Source organism: Microcoleus vaginatus PCC 9802, from assembly GCA_022701275.1.
GTDB lineage: Bacteria > Cyanobacteriota > Cyanobacteriia > Cyanobacteriales > Microcoleaceae > Microcoleus > Microcoleus vaginatus_A.
The window spans coordinates 2,035,136-2,059,289 of record CP031740.1; the positions used below are offsets into that span (position 1 = coordinate 2,035,136).

Genomic DNA, 24,154 nt, shown 5'->3' on the forward strand with positions numbered 1-24,154 from the left:
TGTTAGAATTGGGAATTGGCGATCGCGCCACCGGATATCATACCATAGAGGTGCAAATAAGTTTAACTCTCAATAAAAAACCCGCCGACGCGGGTTTTGTGATTTTAGGGGGATAGGTTTTAACACCAGTAAAAAAAAGCATGGAACTGTAACAAATTCCAAATCCATATCTAATCAGCTATTCCCTATCTAAAATCGAAAATCGTATAACTTATCGCTCTCTGTCGCTGCTGTCAATTAATACTAAAGTTCTTACCTCTGTAGCATCCTTGAAAAGAAGCTAAACTGGTGCGGTTTCTCTGTTCCAATTTAGTCACCAGGGAGGAAGTATTGGAACTCCCAGGGGTAGCATCCCACTTGTAGATAAAGTCGCCGAGATTGTCTCCGGTTTCTTCGTAGCTGTGCTCTTCTACCGGAATTCCCGAAACTCCTGAAACAGTTTGGTTGTGGTATCCGTTAACGATGATTTTTTCGATAACTGCGCCCGGTTCTGCGGTAATGTTCCATTGCACCGGTTCGTAGGCTGAAAGCGCGAGAATTATTGGCTTGTTTCGGCGTTCTACTTTGACTTCGATCGCACTTTTTGATAAATCTCGGTTCTTGTGATCCGCATTGGCTTCGTAAACGCCTATTAAATGAAGTTCTTTGTTTCCGCTTGAGGAACCGATATAAGCTGAAAAATCGTCGGAACCGCCAAGCCCGCAGGTGGCGCCAGAACTAATTGGGGAAATAAAAGCTGTTTTTTGGGCTAGTTTCTGCTGCACCGTTGGCACTACCCACAATCCGGTTCCGATGCCTAAAGCACCTATCAAAGCGGCGGCGATACCGAACGGAAGGGCATTTGTCAGGTGGCGAACAACTGGTTTTGCTGTTAGTTGAGATAGGGTTTGCTGCCAATTTTCACCAGTTTCTTGATCGGCATTCCCGCCATCGAGACAGGCCAATAAACCTAAACTTTCCGGCTGTTCGAGCAGACTTTGAACAGTTTTCCCTTCGCCGACGTAGAGATTTCTAGTTGATGTGTCTAAAAGCAGCCAGTAGCGATCGCCCTCGCCGAGGTTGTACTCTTGTAGCGCAGGATCGACTAAATCGTGCTGCAAAAACACCAGCCAAGCCATATTATTGCCAGTGCCGACTGTTTTGCCGTCGCTGGAAATAAGTTGGTCGATGTCGGGCTCCCAGCGCCAAGCTACCCAGCGACTATCTCCTCGATAGCCGAGGGATTTTTCTAGTTGCGGATGAGCGGTTATTTCTAAGCGTTGAACTAAGTTTGACACTAGATGTCCTCCTCAAGTGCGATCGGGTCTAGAGCAATTTTGTTCCAATTTATTAAAACAAATATTTTGCTCATGAAGAGCCTCCGAATAATCGGGTTAATTTTGTCTGGCTAATGTTATCAGCCGGTACTTTCCAAACCACACGGGCTTAACAAAAATATGCCTGTTGAATGGTTTAGCTTGAGAACTTGGAGCTGGCGAGCACCCGCCTGGTAATAACTTTAACCTTTGCTGATAGCTCATCCTGTTACGGATTAAAGCTGGCTGTCTCTCACTGCTTCTACCTGGTTGTCCAGTTTTGAAAGAGTGCTTGGTCGATAGCGTCTACAAGTTCTTAGCTTAACTTTTATTTCGTTACTCTGCTATCAAATATGCCGATCGCACCTGACATCAATATTACGCAGGCAAATAAATATTCCGGCTTTCTCGCGGGTGAACAATCCCTAAAAAAGAGACGGTTTCAGAGAAACCCGGTTTCTGTGATGAAAGTTCTGACACTTCGCCTATTACTGGCGGGGGCCATCAATCGCATCTCTAGTCGGTGCCACACCTCCAGGGCCAAAGGAACTCGGTGGGACTCTCGGAAGATTGAGATTGCGATTCGGAACTAAATCGCTGTTGCTGTCGCCAGTAGTTCCACCCGTGGGAGACGCACTATTATTGGGACTGGTACTCGGCGAAGTTCCCGGATTGAGATTGTTCTGATTGGTATTGGGCGAAGTTCCCGGATTGGCATTATTGGGAGTAATATAGGGCGAACTTCCCGGATTGAGATTATTCTGATTGGTATTGGGCGAAGTTCCCGGATTGGCATTATTGGGAGTGGTATAGGGCGCACTTCCCGGATTGAGATTATTGGGATTAGTATTCGGCGAAGTCCCCGGATTGGCATTATTCTGATTAGTATTCGGCGAAGTCCCCGGATTGGCATTATTCTGATTAGTATTCGGCGCAGTTCCCGGATTCTGATTATTCTGATTGGTATTCGGCGCAGTTCCCGGATTCTGATTATTCTGATTGTTGGGATTTGCCGTGCCTGTTGGAGTAGTTATCGGGGTGCCGCTACCATCTCTGGTGATGGCGTTGGGGTTCGGGGGAGCAGGCGGAGCACCTCCATTGCGGTTATTTGCAGGAGCATTGGCGGGGTTGCCCGCAACCGGAGCAGTGTTTTGGGGAGCAGCATTGCTGCCGCACAAGCTGACTAAATCAAAAGTTGTGCCGCCTCGGGTTTCGATGAAGCAAACCGGCACATTTACTTGGGGGTTTGAGGCTCTAGGAAAATCGGCTGTTCCCGGCATGGGACGGCTAAAGACAGCTTCAGCCATCAGTGGGGTCAAGGCCGCCGATAGAGCGGCGATTGTTCGCAATAATCTCATCAGCGTTTCCTCAAATGTATAATTTTATTTTCTCCAGTATTGCCCATAAATTGCCAAGTGTCGTCACTCTAAAAGCCGATCGAGCTTTTTGACAACTGCTTCTACAGGGCCACCGCTGGCTGCAACATCTCGCGAACGCAGAAAGTACAGGTAGAAAAAGCCTAGAGTGCCACAGTCGCACATCCGTTGGCCTTGTTCCTTGATATTTTTAGTAGCGAATTCGCGGGTCAATGTAAGCATTCAAAATATCAATTACAATGCTGGCCATTACGACAATTGCCGCAAAAAACACCACAATACCTTGAACAGTTGGATAATCCCGCAAGCTAATTGCTTCGTAAAGGCGATTTGCTAACCCCGGCCAAGAAAAAGTAACCTCTGTTAAAATAGCGCCGCCCAACAGTGCAGCAAAAGTCAATCCTAAGATAGTAATCACCGGAATTAGCGCATTTTTCAGAGCGTGAGCCCATAAAATCTGCACTTCTGGAATGCCTCTGGCTCTAGCTGCTTCGACATAATCTGCTTGCAAAGTTTGCTTGAGATTCACTCTGACAATGCGCTCGAAAATGCCGCTCAAAAGAATCCCCAACGTCAAACTCGGAAGTGCCAAATAATGCAAAGATGTGAGAAACTGACCAGGGTTAGCGCTCAGGAGACTGTCAATCGTGTAGAGTCCTGTGTAGCCTTCGGGGGCCGGGAATGTCACGGGAAAGCGAGTTCCCAAGGGAAACCATCCCAACTGCACTGCGAAAATCAATTGCAAAACCATACCAGCCCAAAAAGCGGGCAGCGAGTAAGTGATAATGCCAAACAAACGGCCGACAGCATCGAAAATTGTGTTGGGGCGGGATGCTGCTAAGGAACCGATACTGATGCCGACAATTAAAGCTATGGCCATGCTACAAACTGCTAATTCCACTGTAGCGGGGAAATAATCTCCGATAATTTGCCACACGGTTTGTCCGCGAGTGGTGATGGAGGTTCCCAAGTCGAAGCTCAACAAGTCTTTTATGTATTTGAGATATTGCTGCCACAGCGGTGCGTCGAGGCCGAGTTGAGTTCGCATTGCTTCTTTGGCGGCTGCGGGAGCTCGTGAGCCGAGAATGGCATCTATGGGGTCGCCCGGAGTGGCCCGCAGTAGCAAAAATACTGCTGTGGTGATTGTCCACAACATTAGCGGTGCGAGGAGCAAGCGGAGAAAAATATAAGATTGCAGGGCTTTGGAACGAGACATAATATTTGGGAATTGCCAATTGCGAAGTCATTAGTCATTAGCCAGATGTTGAAGGCATCAGGCAGATGGAAGATAGAAGCTCGAAGAAACAGATATTTTATATCTGCGACTTCCGTGCCACCAATCAGGGGAATTGGGAATTGCCAATAGACAGTTGAGTTAATTTTTGCGAAAAAGTCGATCGACTTTTTCGCAATTGCCGATTTTCCTATTCGCCCAGCAGCGATTCAAAGGCTGCTTGCAAAGACTTGATATCGCCTACTCTGGCTACTAACAAGTTTTCGCTGCCGGCATCCTCCAGCCTGTGCCTCCAATACTTGATGCTATCGGAGTTGTTCATCCAGAAACTAATCACGGTGTCTACAACTCGATCGACATCCCAGCCCCGGTAAGGAGAAACTGTCTCCACGGATGCCACAAACGCATCGAGAGTACACTTCCAGTTTCCCAAGTATTCTACACCCGACGGCTCCTGTTGTTTCAGCAATTCCTGCTGCTGGTTAAAAAATGTTAAAGTTGGAGATACGCCCAGGATTTCAAATGTATAGTTCATGTCATCCTCCAGAAGTATTATTTTGCCCAAATGTCGAACGTCCAAAAAAGCCAAAAACGCTTTACTTGGCTGGCGTTGATGAAATGCAGATGCTTCAATTATCCTCTTTGTAGTCGCTCGGAATTTGGGCGGCTTATCTTATTAATAGCAAATTTTTTAACACCCGATTGTCACAGAATTTACATTTGTCCTGGCACTGTAGAAAAAATGAAAATCAAATTTTTATTAAGCCGGGGTAAGGTGGGGCATCCGCACCTGGAGGAACTGATACAGTTTTAGATTTGAGATTTTAAATTTTAGATTAAAGAATTGAATAATTGGGAATGACTGATGACAACCATGGTTGGGATTGCGGGTCTACAATGGCATTTGTTCTAACCTGGTGTGACTTTTTGGCCACCAGTCCCCAGAGATATCGCAACATTCACGCAAGTAGTGGCATCATTAATATGACAAGTTTTTACAGTAGCGGTGGAAATCTCAGCCAAGTTTTGAGCAGCCGACCACCCCACTTCACTATTGCGGCACAACTTTGTAAATTATATCTAGGGCATCTTTTAAACGACAAATAATACGCAAACCCCGTAGGTGTCAGAATATTGATGTTATTTAAAAATTTAAGCAGTTGTCTGATGAAAAGCTCCCCCAAGATGTCACTAAGCCTAGTCTTGTTGATACCGCTGGTGGTGCAAATCTCCGTAGCAGTCGGCGTGACTGGATGGCTTTCGTTTCGCAATGGCCAGAAAGCCGTCAATGACCTTGCTACGAGGTTAAGCTTGGAAGTCGCAGCGAGAACCAAAGAAAATTTCCGCAGTTTTGGGGATGTGTCTCATTTATTCCTGCAAATGAATAGTGCTGCGATCGCCTCTGGAAACATAGACCCGGAAGACTTCCCCAACTTAGAGCGCTATTTGTGGAACCAGACCAAGCTGAGCGATCGAACGACAACCATATACTACGGCGACGAACAGGGCAAATTCCTCTTGCTCAGGCGAGAAGCAGAAAACTTAGTATATATCCGAGACGAATCGACCGCTCCAAACCGCCAAATTTATCGCCTAGACAGCCAAGGAAATCGCACTGAGCTAATCAAAACCGCCACGTATGACCCCCGTATCAGACCGTGGTACCAAGCTGCTAAACAGTCAGCAAAAGCCACTTGGTCTCCAATCTACGTTTTCGCCGCCCCGCCAGTTCTCGGCATTACGCCGGTGATGCCTATTTACAATGAAACAGGAAACCTGCGGGGGGTATTGGCAATTGACCTGACTCTTTCTCAAATCAGTGATTTTCTCAAAAGCATCAAAATTAGCCCGTCGGGACAAGTTTTCGCGATCGAACGCAGCGGGGAAATAGTCGCCAGTTCTACAGACGAATTGCCCTTTGTCACCGACAAAGACGGACAAAAACGGCTGTTGGCCACACAGAGCAAAAATTTGCTAATTCGATCGGCCTCCACATATTTGCAAAAACGATTTGGTAGTTTTAAACAAATTGACAGCAAAGGACAGTTTACCTTTGATATAGACGGCAAACGTCAATTCATTACCGTTGCTCCCCTGCAAGACGGTCGTGGCCTCGATTGGCTGATTGTAGTCGCAATCCCGGAAGCAGACTTTATGGAGCAAATTAACGCCAACACTCGCACAACTATTTTATTGTGCTTTTTTGCCTTCGTACTGGCGATCGCACTCGGAATTTTCACCTCTCGCTGGGTTGTCAAACCGATTACCCGATTGTTGCAAGCTTCCAAAGCTTTAACAAAAATGTCCGAATCATCCGACTTCACCTCCGCAGAATTAAACGGCGAAGTCGAAGTTCAAGGAGTAAAAGAACTCGGTCTCCTAGCTCAGTCTTTCAATCAAATGGCCCGACAATTGCGAGCGTCTTTTATTGCCCTAGAACAAACCAACTCTAGTTTAGAACAGCGAGTAGCAGAGCGGACTGGCGAACTCGAAGTCGCCGAAGCAGAATTGCGGGCTTTGTTTGCAGCTATGAACGAATTAATTATAGTTGTGGACGCCAGCGGTCGCTATTTAAAAATCGCGCCCACAAATCTTTCTCTGCTCTACAAACCAGTCGAAGAATTAGTTGGCAAAACAGTCACAGAGGTGTTTCCGCAAGCTACAGCCGACAATTTTCTCAACCACATCCGAGCAGCTTTAGATACTCAGCAAACTGTCAGCATCGAGTACGATTTAACCATTGAAGACCGCGAAGTTTATTTTGCCGCCAGCATTTCACCGCTTTCAGAAGAATCCGTCATTGTGGTAGCCCGCGACATTACCGAACAGAAGCGAGGCGAATCGGCGCGACGCCAAAGGCAAAAACAATTGCTCAAACACAATACGGTTTTGGTAGAATTGGCAAGAAATAAAGCGCTGTATCGAGGCGATTTGCAAGTAGCTTTGAGGAAAATCACCGAAGCGGCGGCTCATACCTTACAGACAGAAAAAGCTGGCGCGTGGCTGTATGATGAGAGTCGAGCGAAACTGCAATGTCTCGACCAATTTAGCCGCAGCAAGCACCAGCATTCCCAAGGTAATGAACTCGCAGCAGCAGACTATCCAGCTTATTTTCAAGCTTTGGAAGAACACCGGACGATCGCAGCCGAGGACGCTCTCTCAGATATTAGAACTAGAGAATTTGCCGAATCTTACTTCTCACAAGCTGGCACTACTTCTACCTTAGACGCGCCAGTGCGCCTCGGCGGACAAACAGTGGGAGTCATCTGTATCGAACAAGTGGGAACTACTCGCAACTGGACATTAGAAGAACAAAATTTTGCTGCTTCCCTGGCAGATTTGGTATCATTGGCGATCGAAGCCAGTGAGCGCGATCGTACACAAATCGCTTTGCGTCAAGCAGAACAAAAATATCGCAGCATCTTTGAAAATGCCGTCGAAGGGATTTTTCAAAGAACCCCCGAAGGCCACTTCTTGAGCGTAAATCCAGCTTTAGCGCGCATCTACGGCTACGCCACTCCCGAAGAATTAACATTAAATCTCACAAACATCAGACAGCAAGCTTACGTCAATCCTCAGCAGCGCGACAAGTTTATCCAGGCGATGGAAGAATTCGGAGAAATTTCCGGGTTTGAGTCAGAAGTTTACCGCGTTGACGGCAGTGTAATTTGGATTTCTGAAAGCGCGCGTGCAGTGTGCGACGCCGACGGCAAGGTACTCTACTATGAAGGCAGCGTCGAGGATATTAGCGATCGCAAAGTCTTTGAATCCGCCTTGCAACTCGCCCTAGAAGCAGCCGAAGCCGCTTCCACCGCAAAAAGCGCATTTTTGGCAAACATGAGCCACGAACTGCGAACACCTCTGAATGCGATCATCGGCTACAGCGAAATGCTCCAAGAAGAAACCGCAGAATTGGGTTACGATGAACTCACCCCAGATTTAGACAAAATTCGCACTTCCGGCCGACACTTGCTATCGCTAATTAACGACATTCTCGACATTTCTAAAATCGAAGCCGGCCGCATGGATCTTTACTTAGAAACCTTCGACATCGCCGCCTTGATTCAAGATGTCGCCTCCACCGCCGCGCCACTAATTGAGAAAAACGGCAATACTCTAAACTTGCACCAAATTACGAATATCGGCACTATGCACGGTGACATTACCAAAGTGCAGCAGATTTTATTAAATTTGCTGAGCAATGCCGCCAAATTCACTCAAAACGGTACAATTACCCTCACAGCCAGCCGAGAAAAAATTGCGGGCGACAGCAGCGAAGCAAAACAAGAAAACAGTTCTGAACCTGTGGCAAGTTCTCAATATTCAATTGCTAGTAAAGAATTTTTAGTTGTTAATTGTACAGATACAGGAATTGGGATGACTCCCGACCAGTTGCAGCAAATTTTCCAACCCTTTACCCAAGCAGATGCTTCCACCACCCGCAAGTACGGCGGCACCGGTTTGGGACTGGCAATCAGCCAGCGTTTTTGCCTAATGATGGGTGGCAATATTTCAGTAAAAAGTCAGGAGGGAGTGGGTTCTACTTTTACCATTCGCTTGCCGGTTAATCTGCAAAATTACGGGGCGTAACTGTTACACCGACTCTGCCTGGAAACTAGAAATTACTAACTTTCAATTACCTTTGAATGCTTCTCGGATCGAGAGCATCCCGCAACCCATCCCCCAATAAATTAAACGCCAAAACAGTCAAAATAATCAGTATCGCCGGAGGCCAAACCAACCAAGGCTGCAACACTAAAATTGAAGCATTAGTAGACAGAGATAGTAAATTTCCCCAAGAAGGATCGGGCTGTTGAATTCCCAAGCCAATTAAACTCAAAACCGACTCCGCCACAATAAAACCCGGAACAGACAAAGTAGCAGAAATAATTACATAAGTAGCAGTTTGTGGCAAAACGTGGCGGACAATAATATAAATTGGATTGGCGCCCATTGCCCGCGCCGCTTGCACGAATTCTAGCTGTTTAATTGACAGTACCTGACCGCGAATCACCCGCGCTAAACTCGCCCAACTGATAAATGAAGTAATCAGCACAATCAATATAAATCGCTGAGCACTTGTCAATCCCGGTGGCAATACTGCTGCTAGCGCTACTAATAAATAAAGACCGGGAATCGTCATCAATACTTCGGCGAAACGCATTAAAATACTATCAATCCAACTGCCGAAATAACCAGATATGCCTCCGATAAACAATCCCAATGGAAAAGAAATTGCTATTCCTACTAAACCGATGCTGAGGCTAATTCTGCTGCCGTGTACTAAGCGACTGAATTGATCGCGAGCTTGTTCATCCGTGCCTAAAAGATTAATTTGGCCTTCTCCTGTAGTGCCAAACAGGTGCCTGTCGAAAGGCAAAAATCCTAAAAATTTATAGGGGGAACCTTTGACAAACAAACCGAGAACAGAGGGTTTTTGCCAGTCTACAATTATCTCACGAGCACCGGTATTAGCATCCACCGGGCCCTGAGTAGTCGGATAAACGTGGGGCCCGATAAAGCGCCCGTCTTGGGTGCTTAAATAAATCTGAGTCGGTGGCAGCAATGAACCGTTTAATTGAGAGTCGTAGGGGTCGTAAGGTGCCACAAATTCGGCAAAAAGCGCGACTGTATAAAAAATTAACAGTAGCACGGCTCCCAACCGAGCTAGAGGATTGTTTCTAAGATTTTGCCACCAGTTCATAAGTTTTTAGGTTTGAGATTTTAAGTGGGTTAGTAATAAAGACTAAAGTTCTTTGTAGAAACTTTAGTCTTTTCTTAATTGATTCAGTAGCCAAAAGTAAATTCCTGACTTATAAAAGTTTTCCTAATTGAATTACTTACTACAACAATTAGACTACTTTTGTTCATCTGCGACCAAGATTATTCTAGTTTCCTCTTCTGGTATTTTTCCCAATTCCTCGCCGCTAAAAGGATTGTAGAAAAACGAGCCTGTCTGGGGCGGCAATTTGGGATTGAGTACAATTTCTACTATACTTTTTACTACCCCAGTGAGCGGAATTGCCAGGATAACTCCCAACAATCCTCCCACTCTACCTCCTAACAGCAAAGCTGTGAAAATAACTACCGGGCTCAATCCGGTGAGATTGCCCATGATTCGGGGAGCTACTAAATTATCCTTGATTTGCTGGAGACCGATCGCCACTACCAACACTTGCAGCGCCAGCCACCAATCAATAAACGCTACAATTATACTAACAGTGCCAATTCCCAAGGTTGCTCCAATAAACGGAATTATTTCCGTCAATCCTATAAACACGGCAAACAACAGAAAAAACGGAACTTGCAGCCACCAAAAAGCCATAGTTAGCGAGATGGCCATAAATAGTCCCAGCAATAACTGTCCCGATACAAATCGCTGGAGGTTTCGCTCCAAAGTCTCTGTTAAAACATAGCGAATGTCTGGGGAAAAAATGCTGGTCAAACCCTGCCACACTCTTTGCCCGTCTAGGAGCATATAAAAGGAAATCACGACAATAAAAATTAAGTCCAAAAACCAGTTAAAAGTACCGACAACTAAGCCTAAACCCGTACCGGCGATCGCCTGGACTTCTCCCTGGACTCTAGCTGACAGTTGCTGCTCCAATATTTGCACGTCAAACGGTAAATTGCGCTCGGCACTCCAGGCTTGAAATTCAGCTAGCTGCAGCCGCCCCGACTCCAGCAATTCCGGGAACCTGACCCCCAACTGCCTCGCTTGGCTGAACACCGGCGGCACAATAGTTACACCGATTACTACTACTATCACACCCGCAGTTAAATAAACCAGCCCCGCAGCTAATCCCCGGGGCAAAAATACTTGCAGTCTTTTTACTGCATAATTTAATAAAAATGCAACGAGTCCCGCAGTTACTAAAATACTGACCAGTTCCCCAACATAACTGACAGCAGTCAGGGTAAACCATCCTGTCACTAGCACTAGCAGCCAAGTAATTAGAAACTGTTGGAGGGGAGAAAAGAGACTATTCATTTTGATTTTTTTTAAATAAAGTGGCACAACTTTTTCAGCAGATGTGCCGTATTATACAGTAAACACATGACAGTATAGATTAGGAATAATCAGTTCAAGATTAGACTGACTTTTGTGAGCATTGATAGATAGGTGACGGCTAAGCCACTTGGGGAGAGACACTGCCAGCCCGATCGCCCCCACGATCGCCAATCACGCTAATATTCAGTATCCCCCAGAGGCAGATCAAATTAAATCTCGATCGAACAAACTTCGATCAAAGTTAATCAAAATCGCCATTGTAGGGTGAAACGGCGCCACACTCACCCAAAAGGAGGAAGCGTTACTCCAGAGGCCCTCGGCTAAAATGAACTAAATAATATCGTAATCTTTCTTTACAATATAAAAAAAAAAGGAAAGGCTCATACTGGCGAGAGGAACTACCGTGACTAATAAAGTTTTTTCAGAAGCCGAAGAAAAGCAACCCCTTTCCCCCGTAGAGAGCGGGCGCGACAGGAACTCAGCAGTGGATGTAGCTGAAAGTGAAGTCTCGGACAACTCTCGCTGGCAATTCTCCGCTGAGGAAGATGAACGAGAAGTTGCGCTGGAAGTTCCAGAAATCGAGCAGGAAAAGGTTTGGGAACCAGAAGCAACTGAAGTTGGGCCCCGCAAAGAAATCAGGTGGCCGGCCTTGTTGGCGGGCGCAGGGGTTGGGGTGGCTGCAACGCTGCTCGCCGTACAGTTGACTGGGGGCAAGCAGAATGCGCGTCCCGCAGCTCCAATTCCATCGGCAAATCAGCAGGCGACGGCTCAGACTGTGACAGTGGCGCCTGTGGAATCTGCCCAGGTGGGTGAAACTCTGGAAGCGACGGGCACCGTGGCAGCCTATGACTTGCTGCCGGTGCTGCCACAAGCCAACGGTTTGCAAATCAAGCAGGTGTTGGTGAATGAAGGAGAGGCGGTAGAAAAAGGTCAGACGATGGCGGTTTTGGACGATTCGGTATTACGATCGCAAATTGCCGAAGCGCTGGCGGGAGTACAATCGGCCAATTCTACAGTAGAACAAGCCGAAGCTCAGGTACAGCAAGCTCAGTCAGCCCAACAAGAAGCCCAAGCCGGCGTTGCTCAAGCCCAAGCTGGCGTTGAAAAAGCCATCGCTGACGCAGCGCAAGCCAAAACAGGCGTCGGGCAGGCAAGAGCCGGTGTGGAACAAGCTAAAGCCGGTGTCACTCAAGCTAAAGCAGGCATTGCCTCCGCTCAGGCTAAATTAGATCAAGCTCAAAGAGAAGTAAATCGCACCCAAGGTTTGGCTTCTCAGGGAGTAATTAGTCAGCAAGATTTAGAAAGACGCAAGACAGAGCGGCAGACTGCTGTTCAAGAGTTGAACAAAGCTAAAGCTGAGTTGAATACAGCTTTGCAAGAACAGAATAAAGCAGCGGAAGAAGTGCGATCGGCTATTGCTAAAGTAGCTACTGCTGAAGCTAATATCAGCACGGCTAGAGCAGCCCTCGCCAGCGCTCGTGCAAAAGTGAATACGGCCGGAGCGAGTGTCAGCAGTGCCAGAGCAAATGTCGGAAATAACGCAGCAAGTGTCCGCAGCAATGATGCCCAAGTCAAACAGTTACAAACTCAACTAGAACAAACTATTGTTCGAGCGCCGGATAGTGGCACTGTAGCTGAAAGAATTGGTCGAGTTGGCGATGTTTCTTCGGGAAGTCAAAAACTTTTTTCGATTATTCGCGGCAACAAGCTCGAACTGCAATTGAAAGTGCCGGAAACTCAGGTTTCGCAAGTGCGGCCGGGAACTGCAGTGCAAATTACTTCTGACTCTGACAAGCGGATTAAGTTGTCAGGAACTGTGCGAGAGATTTCGCCGCTAGTGGACCCGCAAAATCGGCAAGCTACGGTGAAGATTGATTTGCCGGCAAGCGAGTTTTTGCGATCGGGAATGTTTTTGCGCGCATCCCTTTCGACGGCAACGGCTCAAGGTTTGAAAGTGCCGGCTAAAGCTATTGTGCCGCAAGCTGACGGCAGTTCTATTGTTTACAAACTTGTGGGCGAGGACAAGGTGCAGGCTCAACCGGTGGAAGTTGGGGAAATTTCCGGGGGTGCTGTGGGCGATTTGACTGCTGCTAAGGTACAGATTAAAAAGGGTTTGAAGGCGGGCGATCGGGTGGTTGTTACTGGGGCTGGTTTTCTTAAGGATGGCGCTCAGGTTCAGGTTGGTAAATAGTTATATCGATTCCGGTTGCAGCGGAATCATTGTTGACTGTTGACTGTTGACTGTTGACTGTTGACTGTTGACTCGATTTTATTATTGTGATGCAACCGGAAACAATATTAGATCAGGAGATAAGATTAGAAATAATATCAATTGCGGTTGCGCTGGAATGATATCAAATCCGATCTTCCTCGTCCTCATAAAGTCGAATCAAGCTGCCCACAAATATAGCGCAATTTGCAGTTTTTTTGACTCACAATCCACAGTCAACAATCACGGTCGGTACAAGCGGAATTGATATCAATTATGTCTTGGGTAAATAGACCTCTTTCAAAAATCCTTTTCATCAAGTGATGGGACGGGCAAGATGCCCATCCCACAAGAAAAAATAACTCTTGTGGGACGGGCATCTTGCCCGACCTAATTATTTTTGCAAGAGGTCTAATATTAGCGTTTAACTTTGTGGGACTTCTGTTCGTACCGGCAACCTCACGGTAAACGTTGCCCCTTGTCCCTCACCTGAACTTTCTGCACTAACAGTACCGCCGTGGAGTTCTACTAAATGACGGGCGATCGAGAGTCCTAGCCCCAATCCAGCGTCTCTGCGAGAGTAGCTACTATCCGCCTGACGGAAGCGCTCGAACACATAGGGGAGAAAATTAGGGTGAATGCCTTTACCAGTATCGCTAACTTGGATTTGAGCCATGCCATCAATGTAGTCTAATGCGATTTCAATTTTTCCTCCGGCTGGGGTGAATTTAATCGCGTTTGAAAGTAGATTCCACACTACCTGTTGTAAGCGGGTTGCATCGCCCAACACGCTTGCTTTTAAAGGACTTAGCCGGCATTCAACTTGAAGATTTTTGGCTTCTGCTGCCAAACGAACCATCTCCATCGCATTTTTAACCAGTGGATTGAGCTCCATTGCAATAGCATTGAGCCGAAATTGACCTGTGGTAATCCGCGAAACGTCTAATATGTCATCGATGAGCTGGTTTTGGGCTTTGGCGGCGCGCTCGATCGTTTTTAGCGCTTCCTCGGTTTTAGCCTCGTCAAATTTTTTCAGGCGCAGCAACTGTGCCCAGCCAACCATCGCATTGAGCGGCGTCCCGCAGTTCGTGAGAGAGCACGGACAAAAACTCATCTTTGATGCGGTTGGCATCCTCAGCAGCGACACGAGCCGATTGTTCTAGCATCCGAAGGCTGCGTTCTGTCTCAAACTGTTTTTGCTCCGTGATATCCTCGATCGCCAACAGAATCATCTGTGTATCACCCATCGGAGGCATTTTGCGGGCATTGAGCTGCATTATTTTATGCCCGATATGCTCAAAGTCATGCTCGACCTCAAAATTGTGAAACTCGGTCTTTCCTGCCAGAATTTCTTGGAGGAGCGATCGCAACTTGGGAATATTCCACTGTCTGTTACCGAGATCGAAGATTGAGTGTTGCTCAGTGTCGATCGGCATCACCTGAAACGTCTGGTAGAAAGAACGGTTGGCGGTGATCGCCCGCAGGTTTAGATCCAGCACTAGCAACGGTTCCCTCACGGTTTCTACGATCGTTTCGGCGTAATTTTTCGCTTCCATCAACTGCTGGGCACTGACTTTGAGATCGTTGATATCCACCAACATCACCACAGCCCCATCAATTTTGTGGTCGATCGTCCGATACGGTCGAATATGCAGATCGTACCAACGACCCTCTCGATCTTGAACCTCCTGAACTTTCAAATTGAGGCTACGGATCACGTCTACAATCATTGGCTCTAACTCCGGCATCTTCAACTTGTGAGTGATGTCGCTCACACAGCGCCCGACATCGCTAGAAATCAAGTTGAAGAGGCGTTCGATTGCGGGAGTAAACCGGCGGATTCGCAGGTCGCCTCCCACCATTAGAATCGGAATATTGATGGTGCTGAGCAGATTCTGTAAATCGTTACTCACCTGAGTTGATTCAACATTGCGCCGCTGCAATTCGTCATTAATTGTGTTCAGTTCTTCATTGGTTGCCTGAATCTCTTCTTTTGCGGTTTCGAGTTCCTCATTTGTACTTTGCAACTCTTCGTTGTTCGACAAAATTTCCTCGTTGGCCGCTCTCAAATCTTGGTTAGCGGCTTGATGTTCTAGGATGATCGTTTGCAGGTGGTCTTTTGTAATTTGGAGTTCTTGTTGCAGCCTCGCAATCTCCAAACTTTCACCCTCTAAAACATCGGATTTGACTCTACCATTGTTTACAGCAGCAGGCATTGCAGGGATCGGCGGCTCGTCTTGAAACAAAACTAAAAAATAGTTTTTTGCGGCAGCGCCTGTTGGGAATGGAATCACATTAATTGTGACCTGGCGGACGATCTCGCTTTCTCTAATTGGCACGCCTTCGCGCGCGATCGGCAACTGCTGCTGGGATGCTTGTTCAATTGCAGTGCGGAGTTCGAGGCGCAATCCTTCTTTTGCCATTCTCAGCAAATTCAAGCTAGCCCTACCGGGACACGGTTCTAAGTAGGCATTCGTCTGTCCTCGAAATTGCAGAATGTCCCTGGCTGTGTTAATTACGACGCCGACAGGCGCATACTGATTCAAAACAATGCGATCGGCCTGTTTCTCGATTTCGATTTCGTTTAAGCTTTCCGTCACCAGCGGTGGGTTGAGGAGTGTCACAGGATAGTTGCTAGCAGTTAAATCCATGCTTAGCCAATGCGACAGCAGTTTTTTAGTATAAATTTTGTTCTTTTTGTCTAATACCGTAAACAATTCTGAAAAGTCACCAACCGTTTCCGAAGTGCCTAACAGCAAAAAGCCCGTGGGCCGAAGCCCATAGTGGAAAATTGGCAGCAGCTTTTTCTGCAACGCCGGGCCGAGATAGATCAGCACGTTCCGACAGGTGATCAAATCCATCCGGGAAAACGGCGGATCGCTGATCAGGTTGTGTTTAGCAAAGACGCAGAGTTCGCGCACCGGCTGAGCGATTTGGTATCCGCCCTCGACTTGGACAAAGAACCGATGCAGCCGTTGGGGTGAAATATCCGCGACTTGGGCTGGCGTATAAAAGCCGTGGCGGGCCTGGGCGATCGCATTTTCGCTGATGTCTGTCGCATAAATCTGAATCGGCAGATTAGTAGCTCGATCTCCTAAAAACTCTAACAAGCAGATGGCGATCGAGTAAGCTTCTTCACCGGTTGAACAGCCGGCCACCCAAATTCGGATCGGTGTTTTCGACGATTTATGTTTGACGATTTCGGGAAAAACATTGCTGCTTAAAGCCTCAAAGCTTTCGGGGTCACGGAAAAAGCTGGTGACATGAATGAATATATCGTGATAAAGCGCCGTTACTTCTGTCGGGGTGTCTTGGAGATATTCGGCATAATCCTCGATCCGTTCCAGCTTGTACAGCAACATCCGTCGCTGCATCCGCCGGTTCAAGGTGGTTTGTTTGTAGTGAGTAAAATCAACTCCTGTAGCGGCGCGCAGCAAACTGTAAATGGTGGCGATCGGATCTTTACTTTCGATCGCTTTTTCACTGGTGGTCGATTCTGCCACAGGTTGATCGACCATGTAGGGATGACGGCCGATCTCTGCTATTTTCCTGGCAATTTCTTCCGGTGGCAAGGTAAAGTCTACCTGACCCGTAGCCACCGCAGTGTTCGGCATACTGCTGACTTGTGCCGATTCTTGACATTGGGCAAAAGTAATACCGCCTGCAGCCTTAATCGCTTTTAATCCTTGGGCACCATCGCCGTCGCCCCCGGACAAAACGACGCCGATGGCTTGGTTCCTGCGTTCTGCAGCGAGGGAAACCAGAAAAATATCGACGGACATAAATACCCCGTATGTTTTGGCGCGAGGCGTTAGCTTCAGCACCGCTTGATCGATGGTCATGCTGAAACTCGGGGGGATGACGTAGACCTGATTCGGTTCTATGGGCATCCCATCTTTTACCTGATGCACGGGCATCTGGGTCGATCGAGCCAGAATCTCATCCAACATACTGTCCTGAGTCGGCAACATATGCTGAATTATTACAAACGCCATGCCCGTATCGATCGGCAAATGGCTGAGTAATTGCTTAAAGGCTTCCAATCCACCCGCAGAGGCTCCTATTCCGACGACTGGAAATAACTTGTTTTGATTTTTTTGTTGCTTTTCTTGAGCATCCATATCAGCTTGAGGTTGAGATTTTTTGGAAAACTTTTTCTGACTCATTTTTTCTACCCGATATCTTGCTGGCTGCGTATTATCGTTATAGTGTTAATAATATATATATATATATATATATTAAAATGAATAATAAGTCATCTACCTACCGATATAATATCTAGGCGAAGTCGGCGTGTGTTCTCAAGCGATTTTAAAATCATTATTTTGGAGTTCCCCCTTTCCTAGCGGGGGACAAGATTGAGACGGGAAATCCCTCAAAAATTATACTGTTAAAAATACTGTTAAAAGTTGAGAATCAGTGAATTTTCCCGATTGTGCGATCGTAGGAATTCTATTAAGGTTTGCGAGCGAATGGAGTGATCCTAAATCACCCTACTCATCAATAATAAACTTTCAACCCGAATTTTGTCCGCGCTTATCAAGCAGTGAGACTAGGGAGAATTTGCGGGAAAAAAAAACAGTACAATTAAGTAGATAAACTCAAAAAAACAGCCTCCTCTACAAAACCGCACTTAATCTCATTTTGAGGAAGGTTGTTGCGGTCGCCAATTCGCTAGTGCCCCGTCGATATAAACTATTTCTGGATGATTTTCTAAGTGTCTCATCACGACTTGTTGGGGCATTTTTACCTTTTTAGCCATTTTCAAGATATCGTCGATCGACCCTTGCCAATATTGATCGAACTCAGCAATTATTGGTTAAACTTCTTCTGCTGTTGAAGTTTGAGGCTCTTAATTGGCAGACACAATCTAATAACTGAATTTTTTTAATTTTCCCACAATCCGGCAATCTTTGCTAAACTTTTAAATAAAATTAACAAAAATATATTTTAATTGGCTTCGGGAAATTAGGGAAATCCAAGCAGCGCTGCAAAGTTCGGATTCTCAAGACAGGCTGCCGGAGGTAACGGCTGTGAGAAAGGGCGATTCTGCGGTGGCGCTACCGATGTTGCTGAGGAAAGTGGACGATGGGGAGTCGATGGTGCGATCGTTCGTGGCGATGGGATGGCGGCAGACTGAAACTGCGGACTCAATGGCTGCGCTGTTAAAAATGATGCAGTTCGATCGCGCGATCGGAATGTGCGATCCGAAGCCGCTAACTCTTTGTCAAGGTTCGGAACCGAGGCGATTGCTGATTTAGTGGCAGCTTTTGACCGCGATGACAATTGGCTCGTCTGCTACAGTATCATGGCTCGGCTGTGCGATCGGCGATCGGCCAAAATTGATTGTCAAAATGCTATACTCAAAATCAGAAAATAGTTGTACAATGTTTTTCTAGTCGTTTTTTACCGCTCCGCCTCCACAGTAAAAGAAGGTGAAAGCAAGTAAAAAACACCAAGCGCGGGCGTAATTCAGTGGTAGAATGTCAGCTTCCCATGCTGAACGTCGTGGGTTCGAGTCCCACCGTCCGCTTTGACTGAATTTTCATAGAAGTATGAAAATTAATTAGTGCTATAAATTCAATCTATGGCTTCTTTCTTAACCGCTGCTTTATATAAGTTCGTTGAACTACCCGATTTTGCTGAGCTGAAAGCACCGCTACTCGATTGTTGCAACAACAACAACGTCAAAGGCACTATCTTGCTGGCCCAAGAAGGCATCAATGGCACTATTGCCGGCCCGTCCGAGGGCGTACACGCAGTGCTGGCATTCTTGCGTAGTGACCCGCGTTTTGCGGATCTCGTGCACAAGGAATCTTTCTCGGAAAAAGCACCTTTTTACCGCCTGAAAATACGCTTGAAGCGCGAAATAGTCACGATGGGAGTACCGGACATTAATCCCCGCCTCATGGCTGGCAAATATGTTAAGCCGGAGGAGTGGAATAAGCTACTTGACGATCCCGATGTTGTCGTGGTTGATGTGCGTAACGACTTCGAGGTATCTCTGGGTACTTTTGAAGGTGCTATTAATCCAAAAACAAAAAGCTTTTCCGAATTACCTGAATGGGTGCTGCGGGAAACTGCTTTACGCAATAAACCCAAGGTGGCAATGTTTTGCACGGGTGGTATTCGCTGCGAGAAATCTACTGCTTTTTTGCGTACTCAAGGTTTTGAGGAAGTCTATCATCTCGAAGGCGGAATTTTAAAATATTTGGAAACGGTGCCGGAAGCAGAAAGTCGTTGGGAAGGTGAATGTTTTGTCTTTGATGAACGGGTTTCTGTTGGTCAGGGGTTAAAGCCGGGAAACTATGAACTTTGTCGCGGTTGTCGTCACCCGATTAGTCAGGAAGATAAGGCTTCTGAATTATTTGTACTGGGTGTGAGTTGTCCTCATTGTCATGACTCCAAAACTGAAACCAAAAAACAAGCCTTATCTGAACGTCAACGTCAGATTGAGCTTGCTAAGCGTCGCAACCAAGTACATATAGGCGCGCGCTACGATGCGAAGGAAAAAGTAGATGGGGCGATCGACTAATATTATTATTCACTAAGTTTAAAGAAACCCCGTTTCTACGAAAAATCTTGTTTAGCGACGAGAAATCTACGAAGAAACGGGGTTTCTGACCCGAAAAACCCGATCGTGCGATCGACTAATTATATCGTTTCCGGTTGCATGGGAATCATAAAATCGAGTCAACAGTTAACACTCAACCATTCAGCTTTTCGACCCGCCCGTCAACAGTCAACAGTCAACAGTCAACAATAATTCCGGTGCAACCGGAATTGATATTATATGTCAGCAACATACCCGATTTTGTATTCCTTCCGCCGCTGTCCCTATGCTATGCGCGCGCGCTTGGCCTTGATGGTTAGCAATCGGGTGTGTGAGTTGCGGGAAGTTGTTTTGCGAGACAAACCACCAGAGATGTTGGAGGTATCTGTCAAAGGTACAGTACCAATATTGATTGATGTTGATGGGCGCGTACTGGATCAAAGTATCGATATCATGTTGTGGGCATTGAGACAACACGATCCTGAAAAATGGTTGATGCCACAGCAAGGTTCTGTTACAGAAATGCTGGAACTTATCGCTCTATTTGATGAGGGGTTTAAATATCATCTTGACCGTTATAAGTACCCGGATCGTTATCCAGGTGTTGATGCCCAAGTACATCGGTATGAAGGTTCTTTATATCTGGGCCGACTAAATGCACAGTTAAGCGCGACTAAATATTTGTTTGGTAACAATGTAGCATTGGCTGATATGGCGATCGCACCTTTTGTTCGTCAATTCGCTCATACCGACCAAGCTTGGTTTAACGAACAGCCTTGGCCTCCGCTACAAGCTTGGTTAGCAGGGTTTACAGAGTCGGAAATTTATACCAGTGTTATGCAGAAATATCCGAAATGGGAATCCGGTAATCCAGGCGTTATTTTTCCTGCCTCGTAATTACTTATTCTTATTCGCTGCTAGCATATTTATTCAATTACCAAAATGTTATTTACCATGCTAAACTTATGGTTTTCAGAATACTAGATTGACTGTCACTTGACTAGAAAAGTGACGCAGGCAAAAATCGCATTTTGCTAAAAGTTTTAACTGGAAAAGATTTACTGTATTCTAGTAAGTATTGTCAGGTTGTAATTATGATTGATGTTGGTTCGTTAGTTCGATCGCCCAGAAACGATTTGGGAGTCGGAAAAGTTGTCGAGGTATCGCGTACCGATGCCGTAGTTGAATATTTTTGTTCAGTTAAAAACCGCATCCGCAAAACTGTGCCTTTGGGTTTGCTGCAAGAAGCGAGACTTCAGCGCCAAACCCGCTGCTACCTCTGGAGTACCACTCAGGAAAGATGGATAATTGGGCGAGTTTATGACTGGGATGAAGATAAATTAGAGTACGAAATTGACCTGCCCGACAGCCAAAGTTTGCAAGCTGTTGAAACCGAACTTTACGTTCGCTGCAATATCCCGATCGCCGATCCGATCGACATTTTAGCAGTCAAAGGCCAAGAAACGCCGTATTTTCACGATCGCCGATTGGCATTCGTTCAATCTGCGATCGAACAGCGGGCCGTCAGCCGCGGCATGACGGGTTTAATTTCTGCTAACATAGACCTCTATCCGCACCAAGTAGAAGTCGTCCGGCGCGTCCTAGAAGACCCAATCGTGCGCTATTTATTAGCAGACGAACCAGGACTGGGAAAAACAGTAGAAGCTGGCACAATTCTCCGCCAATTTCTGCTAGATGAACCTCAAGGACGCGCTGTGGTAATTGTTCCCAAATACCTGCTCGAACAGTGGCGCCAGGAGTTAGAAAATAAATTCTATTTGTCTCATTTTGCTGACCGAGTGCAGCTTGTTGCTGTTAGCGAAATCAATCAAATTAGCCGCAACGCCAACCTGGATTTTCTGATTGTTGATGAAGCGCATGATATGGCTGCAATGGCACATTCGAGCGATCGCACTCAGCAGCAGTCCTTTGAACTCTGTCAGAAACTAGCTCAGAAAAGCAAAAATGTATTGTTATTATCTGCAACGCCCGTTCTCGGCCACGAGCAAGATTTTCTAACGATGCTGCACTTGCTAGATCCCACAACTTACCGTCTTGATGACCTGGAAAGCTTCAAAGAACAGGTGCAAAACCGTCAAGAAATCGGTCGCGCTTTGCTGGATTTTCGAGAAAATGCCAAGCCTGCTGTTTTGCAAACAAAACTCGCTCAACTTCGCACTCTTTTTGCCAAAGATGATTATTTAATCGGGTTAGCAACAGAGTTAGAAAGTTGTTTGAAAACTAAAGAAACCGCAGAACAGGCTCGGCTTGTCCGAACTATTCGCACTCACGTTAGCGATACCTACCGCCTGCACCGCCGCATCCTTCGCAACCGCCGCGATGCGGTGGAAGATGTGATTTTTGACCGAGATGCTGTCCCCAAAACTGAGTACGATCTGAATGATGAACAGTGGTCGGAAATTCAAACCGTACTCGATAAATGGCGCACAGCCGCTCCTAAGTCGAGCGAATACCAGAGAATTTTTCTGCTGTTTTTCCGCGCTTCCGGTACTTGGCTGAATGTTTTAGAACGGGTTGTCAAAGCTCGCTTGCAGAAAAAATCGACTCCTGAGCTCGATCGCGAATTTGGACAAAATGACACAGCAATTTTGACCAAAACGGCGCTGTTTCCAGAAGAAAGGGAAATACTAGAAACCTTGCTCAACACCCTGGAAAAGCCCCAGGAAGGACTCGATCGACTGAGTTTGTTACGAATCGCCATTCTCCGATTTCTCGCAGTTGCTTTGAAGGTTCCGCGCGAGTATCACAGCAAACCTCGCGATTTGCTGTCGAGAATTCAACAGCAAATTAAACGGCCGATTCCGGGCGAGCGTTTCCCGAAAATTGTGATTTTTACCAGCTTTACGGCAACTTGTAAAGAGATTGCGGAAAATTTAGCGAAAATCTTTGGTAAAAATGCGATCGCCAGCCATGACACGAGCAAATCGGCTGATGATGTTGAGGCTAGTCTCAAGCGATTTAAGACTGAGCCGCATTGTTTTATCTTAGTGTGCGATCGATCGGCGGAAGTAGGGGTAAATCTACAAGTGACAGATTGGTTGGTTCACTTCGATTTGCCGTGGTTTCCCAACCAGTTAGAACAAAGACTCGGCAGAGTCGATCGCATTGGTAGCAAAATGGGAGTGCAATTTTGTTTGTTTGCAGGCCCGGATTTGCCGGAGAGTCCCCACGAAGCTTGGTTTCAAGTTTTAAAAGATGGGTTTGATATCTTCAACAAATCTATTGCCAGCCTTCAGTTTTATGCTGAGGAAAAACTTCTCAAACTTGAAGAAAAGTTGTTTGCTGAGGGAGGCAAAGGCTTATCCAGCGAAATTGAAGCGATTAAAACTGAAATCGAACAAGAGAAAATCAAAATAGACGAACAGTACGTTCTCGATGAAATTGATACTCTTGATGACAGCGCCTCTCAGTATTTTGAATCTCTCGACAACTGCGACGCTAAGCATAAAGAAATGCAGCGGGCTGCCGAAGGTTGGTTGTGTCAAGCTCTTCACTTCAAACAAATCGAACATCCGAGCGTATCGGGGTTGCTGCGCTATCAACCTACTCAAAAAACGTTGATTCCCTCGAACGATTTGAGAACCAGATTGATTCCTTATTGCCAGCAATATGGCAGTTACAATCGTCGGATTGCTTATCAGAATGCGGATGTCGCTCTTTACCGAATTGGTGAGGGATTGATCGATGCACTTGGCTCTTATATTCGCTGGGACGATCGCGGTCAAGCTTTTGCCATGTGGCGGCATGATGAAAGTTGGGATGCTGCGCCCGGGAAGGAGTGGTTCGGCTTTCAGTTTAATTATTCAATCCAGACTGATGTGCAGCCGGCCGAGCAAGTTTTGCAAGCACAAAACATCGAAAATTACAACTTGAAAGCTTTGCAGCGCCGCGCGGATGCTCTGTTTCTGCCAACTTTTGAAACTGTGTTTGTAGATGCTCGCAGCGAAGAAATGTCTCTGGTGGAGGATGCGGAACTTCTGGCGATTTTGCAGCGGGCTTATAAGGGGAAAGGGGGGCCGAATCGGGATTACAATTTGTCGAAAAATCGCACGTCGCTGATTGACAGTTTTGTCGATCCGCTAGAATGGGATGATTTTTGTCAAAAGGGACGGGTGGTATCGGAGGAATTGCTGCGCGGGCGATCGGCTTTTGTGGAAATGTGCGATAGATCTGCTGTCACTGCTGCAATCCAACTCGAAAACCGGGTAAATCAATTGCAGTTGCGCTTGAATCGACTTTCTAAATCCGAACAACTTTTAGAATCGGTTTTAGCTGATGAAATCAGTACAGAAAGTTTGTTGAGTCAAGCGGTTTTAGCTGGTATTCGCCGCCCAAACCTGACTCTCGAATCTGTTGGATTTATTGTGATTTCTGGCCGTCCTCCTGTAAAGTCGGAGGATGAAGGATAAATTGTTTTTGAGGGCGATCGCTCTTTTTGAGGGCGATTCCCTACC

At 46.5% G+C, this 24,154-nt stretch carries 11 protein-coding genes, 1 tRNA gene and 2 pseudogenes; 7 read left to right on the forward strand and 7 right to left on the reverse strand.

What is annotated here, in order from left to right; translation table 11 throughout:
- Positions 1 to 233 precede the first annotated feature (233 nt).
- The 4 genes from D0A34_08375 to D0A34_08390 form a co-directional block, all read right to left on the reverse strand.
- Complete coding sequence (locus tag D0A34_08375; GenBank protein ID UNU18887.1) at positions 234 to 1,277, reverse strand: hypothetical protein; 1,044 nt, start codon at positions 1,275 to 1,277, stop codon at positions 234 to 236.
- A 506-nt stretch (positions 1,278 to 1,783) separates the two neighbouring features.
- Positions 1,784 to 2,653, reverse strand: a complete 870-nt coding sequence (locus tag D0A34_08380) for a hypothetical protein (GenBank protein UNU18888.1) — start codon at positions 2,651 to 2,653, stop codon at positions 1,784 to 1,786.
- Positions 2,654 to 2,861: 208 nt separating this feature from the next.
- The gene (locus tag D0A34_08385; protein UNU18889.1) at positions 2,862 to 3,887 is read right to left on the reverse strand and encodes an ABC transporter permease; all 1,026 of its coding nucleotides are present in this window, start codon (positions 3,885 to 3,887) and stop codon (positions 2,862 to 2,864) included.
- A 208-nt stretch (positions 3,888 to 4,095) separates the two neighbouring features.
- Positions 4,096 to 4,440 carry a hypothetical protein gene (locus D0A34_08390; GenBank protein ID UNU18890.1) on the reverse strand — a complete coding sequence of 115 codons (345 nt, stop codon included), beginning with the start codon at positions 4,438 to 4,440 and terminating at the stop codon, positions 4,096 to 4,098.
- 602 nt (positions 4,441 to 5,042) lie between these two features.
- On the opposite strand from D0A34_08390, the gene D0A34_08395 reads away from it, so the two are divergent.
- Positions 5,043 to 8,495: a PAS domain S-box protein gene (locus D0A34_08395; GenBank protein ID UNU18891.1), complete on the forward strand. Its 3,453-nt coding sequence runs from the start codon at positions 5,043 to 5,045 to the stop codon at positions 8,493 to 8,495.
- A 46-nt stretch (positions 8,496 to 8,541) separates the two neighbouring features.
- Here D0A34_08395 and D0A34_08400 read toward each other — a convergent pair whose 3' ends face one another.
- Positions 8,542 to 9,609, reverse strand: coding sequence for an ABC transporter permease (locus D0A34_08400; GenBank protein ID UNU18892.1), 1,068 nt, complete (start codon positions 9,607 to 9,609; stop codon positions 8,542 to 8,544).
- A 153-nt stretch (positions 9,610 to 9,762) separates the two neighbouring features.
- On the reverse strand, positions 9,763 to 10,896 hold the full coding sequence (locus tag D0A34_08405) for an AI-2E family transporter (protein ID UNU18893.1): 1,134 nt from the start codon (positions 10,894 to 10,896) through the stop codon (positions 9,763 to 9,765).
- Positions 10,897 to 11,320: 424 nt separating this feature from the next.
- Between D0A34_08405 and D0A34_08410 the strand changes: the two genes are divergently transcribed.
- Entirely contained in the window at positions 11,321 to 13,108 is a 1,788-nt protein-coding gene (locus D0A34_08410; protein UNU18894.1) for an efflux RND transporter periplasmic adaptor subunit, read from the forward strand.
- 442 nt (positions 13,109 to 13,550) lie between these two features.
- Here the strand turns inward: D0A34_08410 and D0A34_08415 are convergent.
- Positions 13,551 to 17,292 (reverse strand): annotated as a pseudogene (locus D0A34_08415) (ATPase).
- A 777-nt stretch (positions 17,293 to 18,069) separates the two neighbouring features.
- Between D0A34_08415 and D0A34_08420 the strand changes: the two are divergent.
- The 5 genes and pseudogenes from D0A34_08420 to D0A34_08440 all read left to right on the forward strand — a co-directional run bounded on the left by D0A34_08420 (position 18,070) and on the right by D0A34_08440 (position 24,109).
- Positions 18,070 to 18,452, forward strand: a pseudogene (locus tag D0A34_08420) (HEAT repeat domain-containing protein).
- Between the two features lie 135 nt (positions 18,453 to 18,587).
- A tRNA-Gly gene (locus D0A34_08425) sits at positions 18,588 to 18,659 on the forward strand.
- A 54-nt stretch (positions 18,660 to 18,713) separates the two neighbouring features.
- A complete protein-coding gene (locus D0A34_08430; GenBank protein ID UNU18895.1) occupies positions 18,714 to 19,661 on the forward strand; it encodes a rhodanese-related sulfurtransferase in 948 nt (315 codons plus the stop codon).
- Between the two features lie 258 nt (positions 19,662 to 19,919).
- Complete coding sequence (locus tag D0A34_08435) at positions 19,920 to 20,576, forward strand: glutathione S-transferase (protein UNU18896.1); 657 nt, start codon at positions 19,920 to 19,922, stop codon at positions 20,574 to 20,576.
- Positions 20,577 to 20,773: 197 nt separating this feature from the next.
- Positions 20,774 to 24,109 carry a helicase gene (locus D0A34_08440; protein ID UNU18897.1) on the forward strand — a complete coding sequence of 1,112 codons (3,336 nt, stop codon included), beginning with the start codon at positions 20,774 to 20,776 and terminating at the stop codon, positions 24,107 to 24,109.
- The last annotated feature ends 45 nt before the right edge of the window (positions 24,110 to 24,154 follow it).

Bases quoted from the DNA above. Each gene is read 5' to 3' on its own strand.
- D0A34_08380 (UNU18888.1), bottom strand. From the start codon at position 2,653: ATGAGATTATTGCGAACAATCGCCGCTCTATCGGCGGCCTTGACCCCA.
- D0A34_08385 (UNU18889.1), bottom strand. From the start codon at position 3,887: ATGTCTCGTTCCAAAGCCCTGCAATCTTATATTTTTCTCCGCTTGCTC.
- D0A34_08390 (UNU18890.1), bottom strand. From the start codon at position 4,440: ATGAACTATACATTTGAAATCCTGGGCGTATCTCCAACTTTAACATTT.
- D0A34_08395 (UNU18891.1), top strand. From the start codon at position 5,043: ATGTTATTTAAAAATTTAAGCAGTTGTCTGATGAAAAGCTCCCCCAAG.
- D0A34_08400 (UNU18892.1), bottom strand. From the start codon at position 9,609: ATGAACTGGTGGCAAAATCTTAGAAACAATCCTCTAGCTCGGTTGGGA.
- D0A34_08405 (UNU18893.1), bottom strand. From the start codon at position 10,896: ATGAATAGTCTCTTTTCTCCCCTCCAACAGTTTCTAATTACTTGGCTG.
- D0A34_08430 (UNU18895.1), top strand. From the start codon at position 18,714: ATGGCTTCTTTCTTAACCGCTGCTTTATATAAGTTCGTTGAACTACCC.
- D0A34_08435 (UNU18896.1), top strand. From the start codon at position 19,920: ATGTCAGCAACATACCCGATTTTGTATTCCTTCCGCCGCTGTCCCTAT.
- D0A34_08440 (UNU18897.1), top strand. From the start codon at position 20,774: ATGATTGATGTTGGTTCGTTAGTTCGATCGCCCAGAAACGATTTGGGA.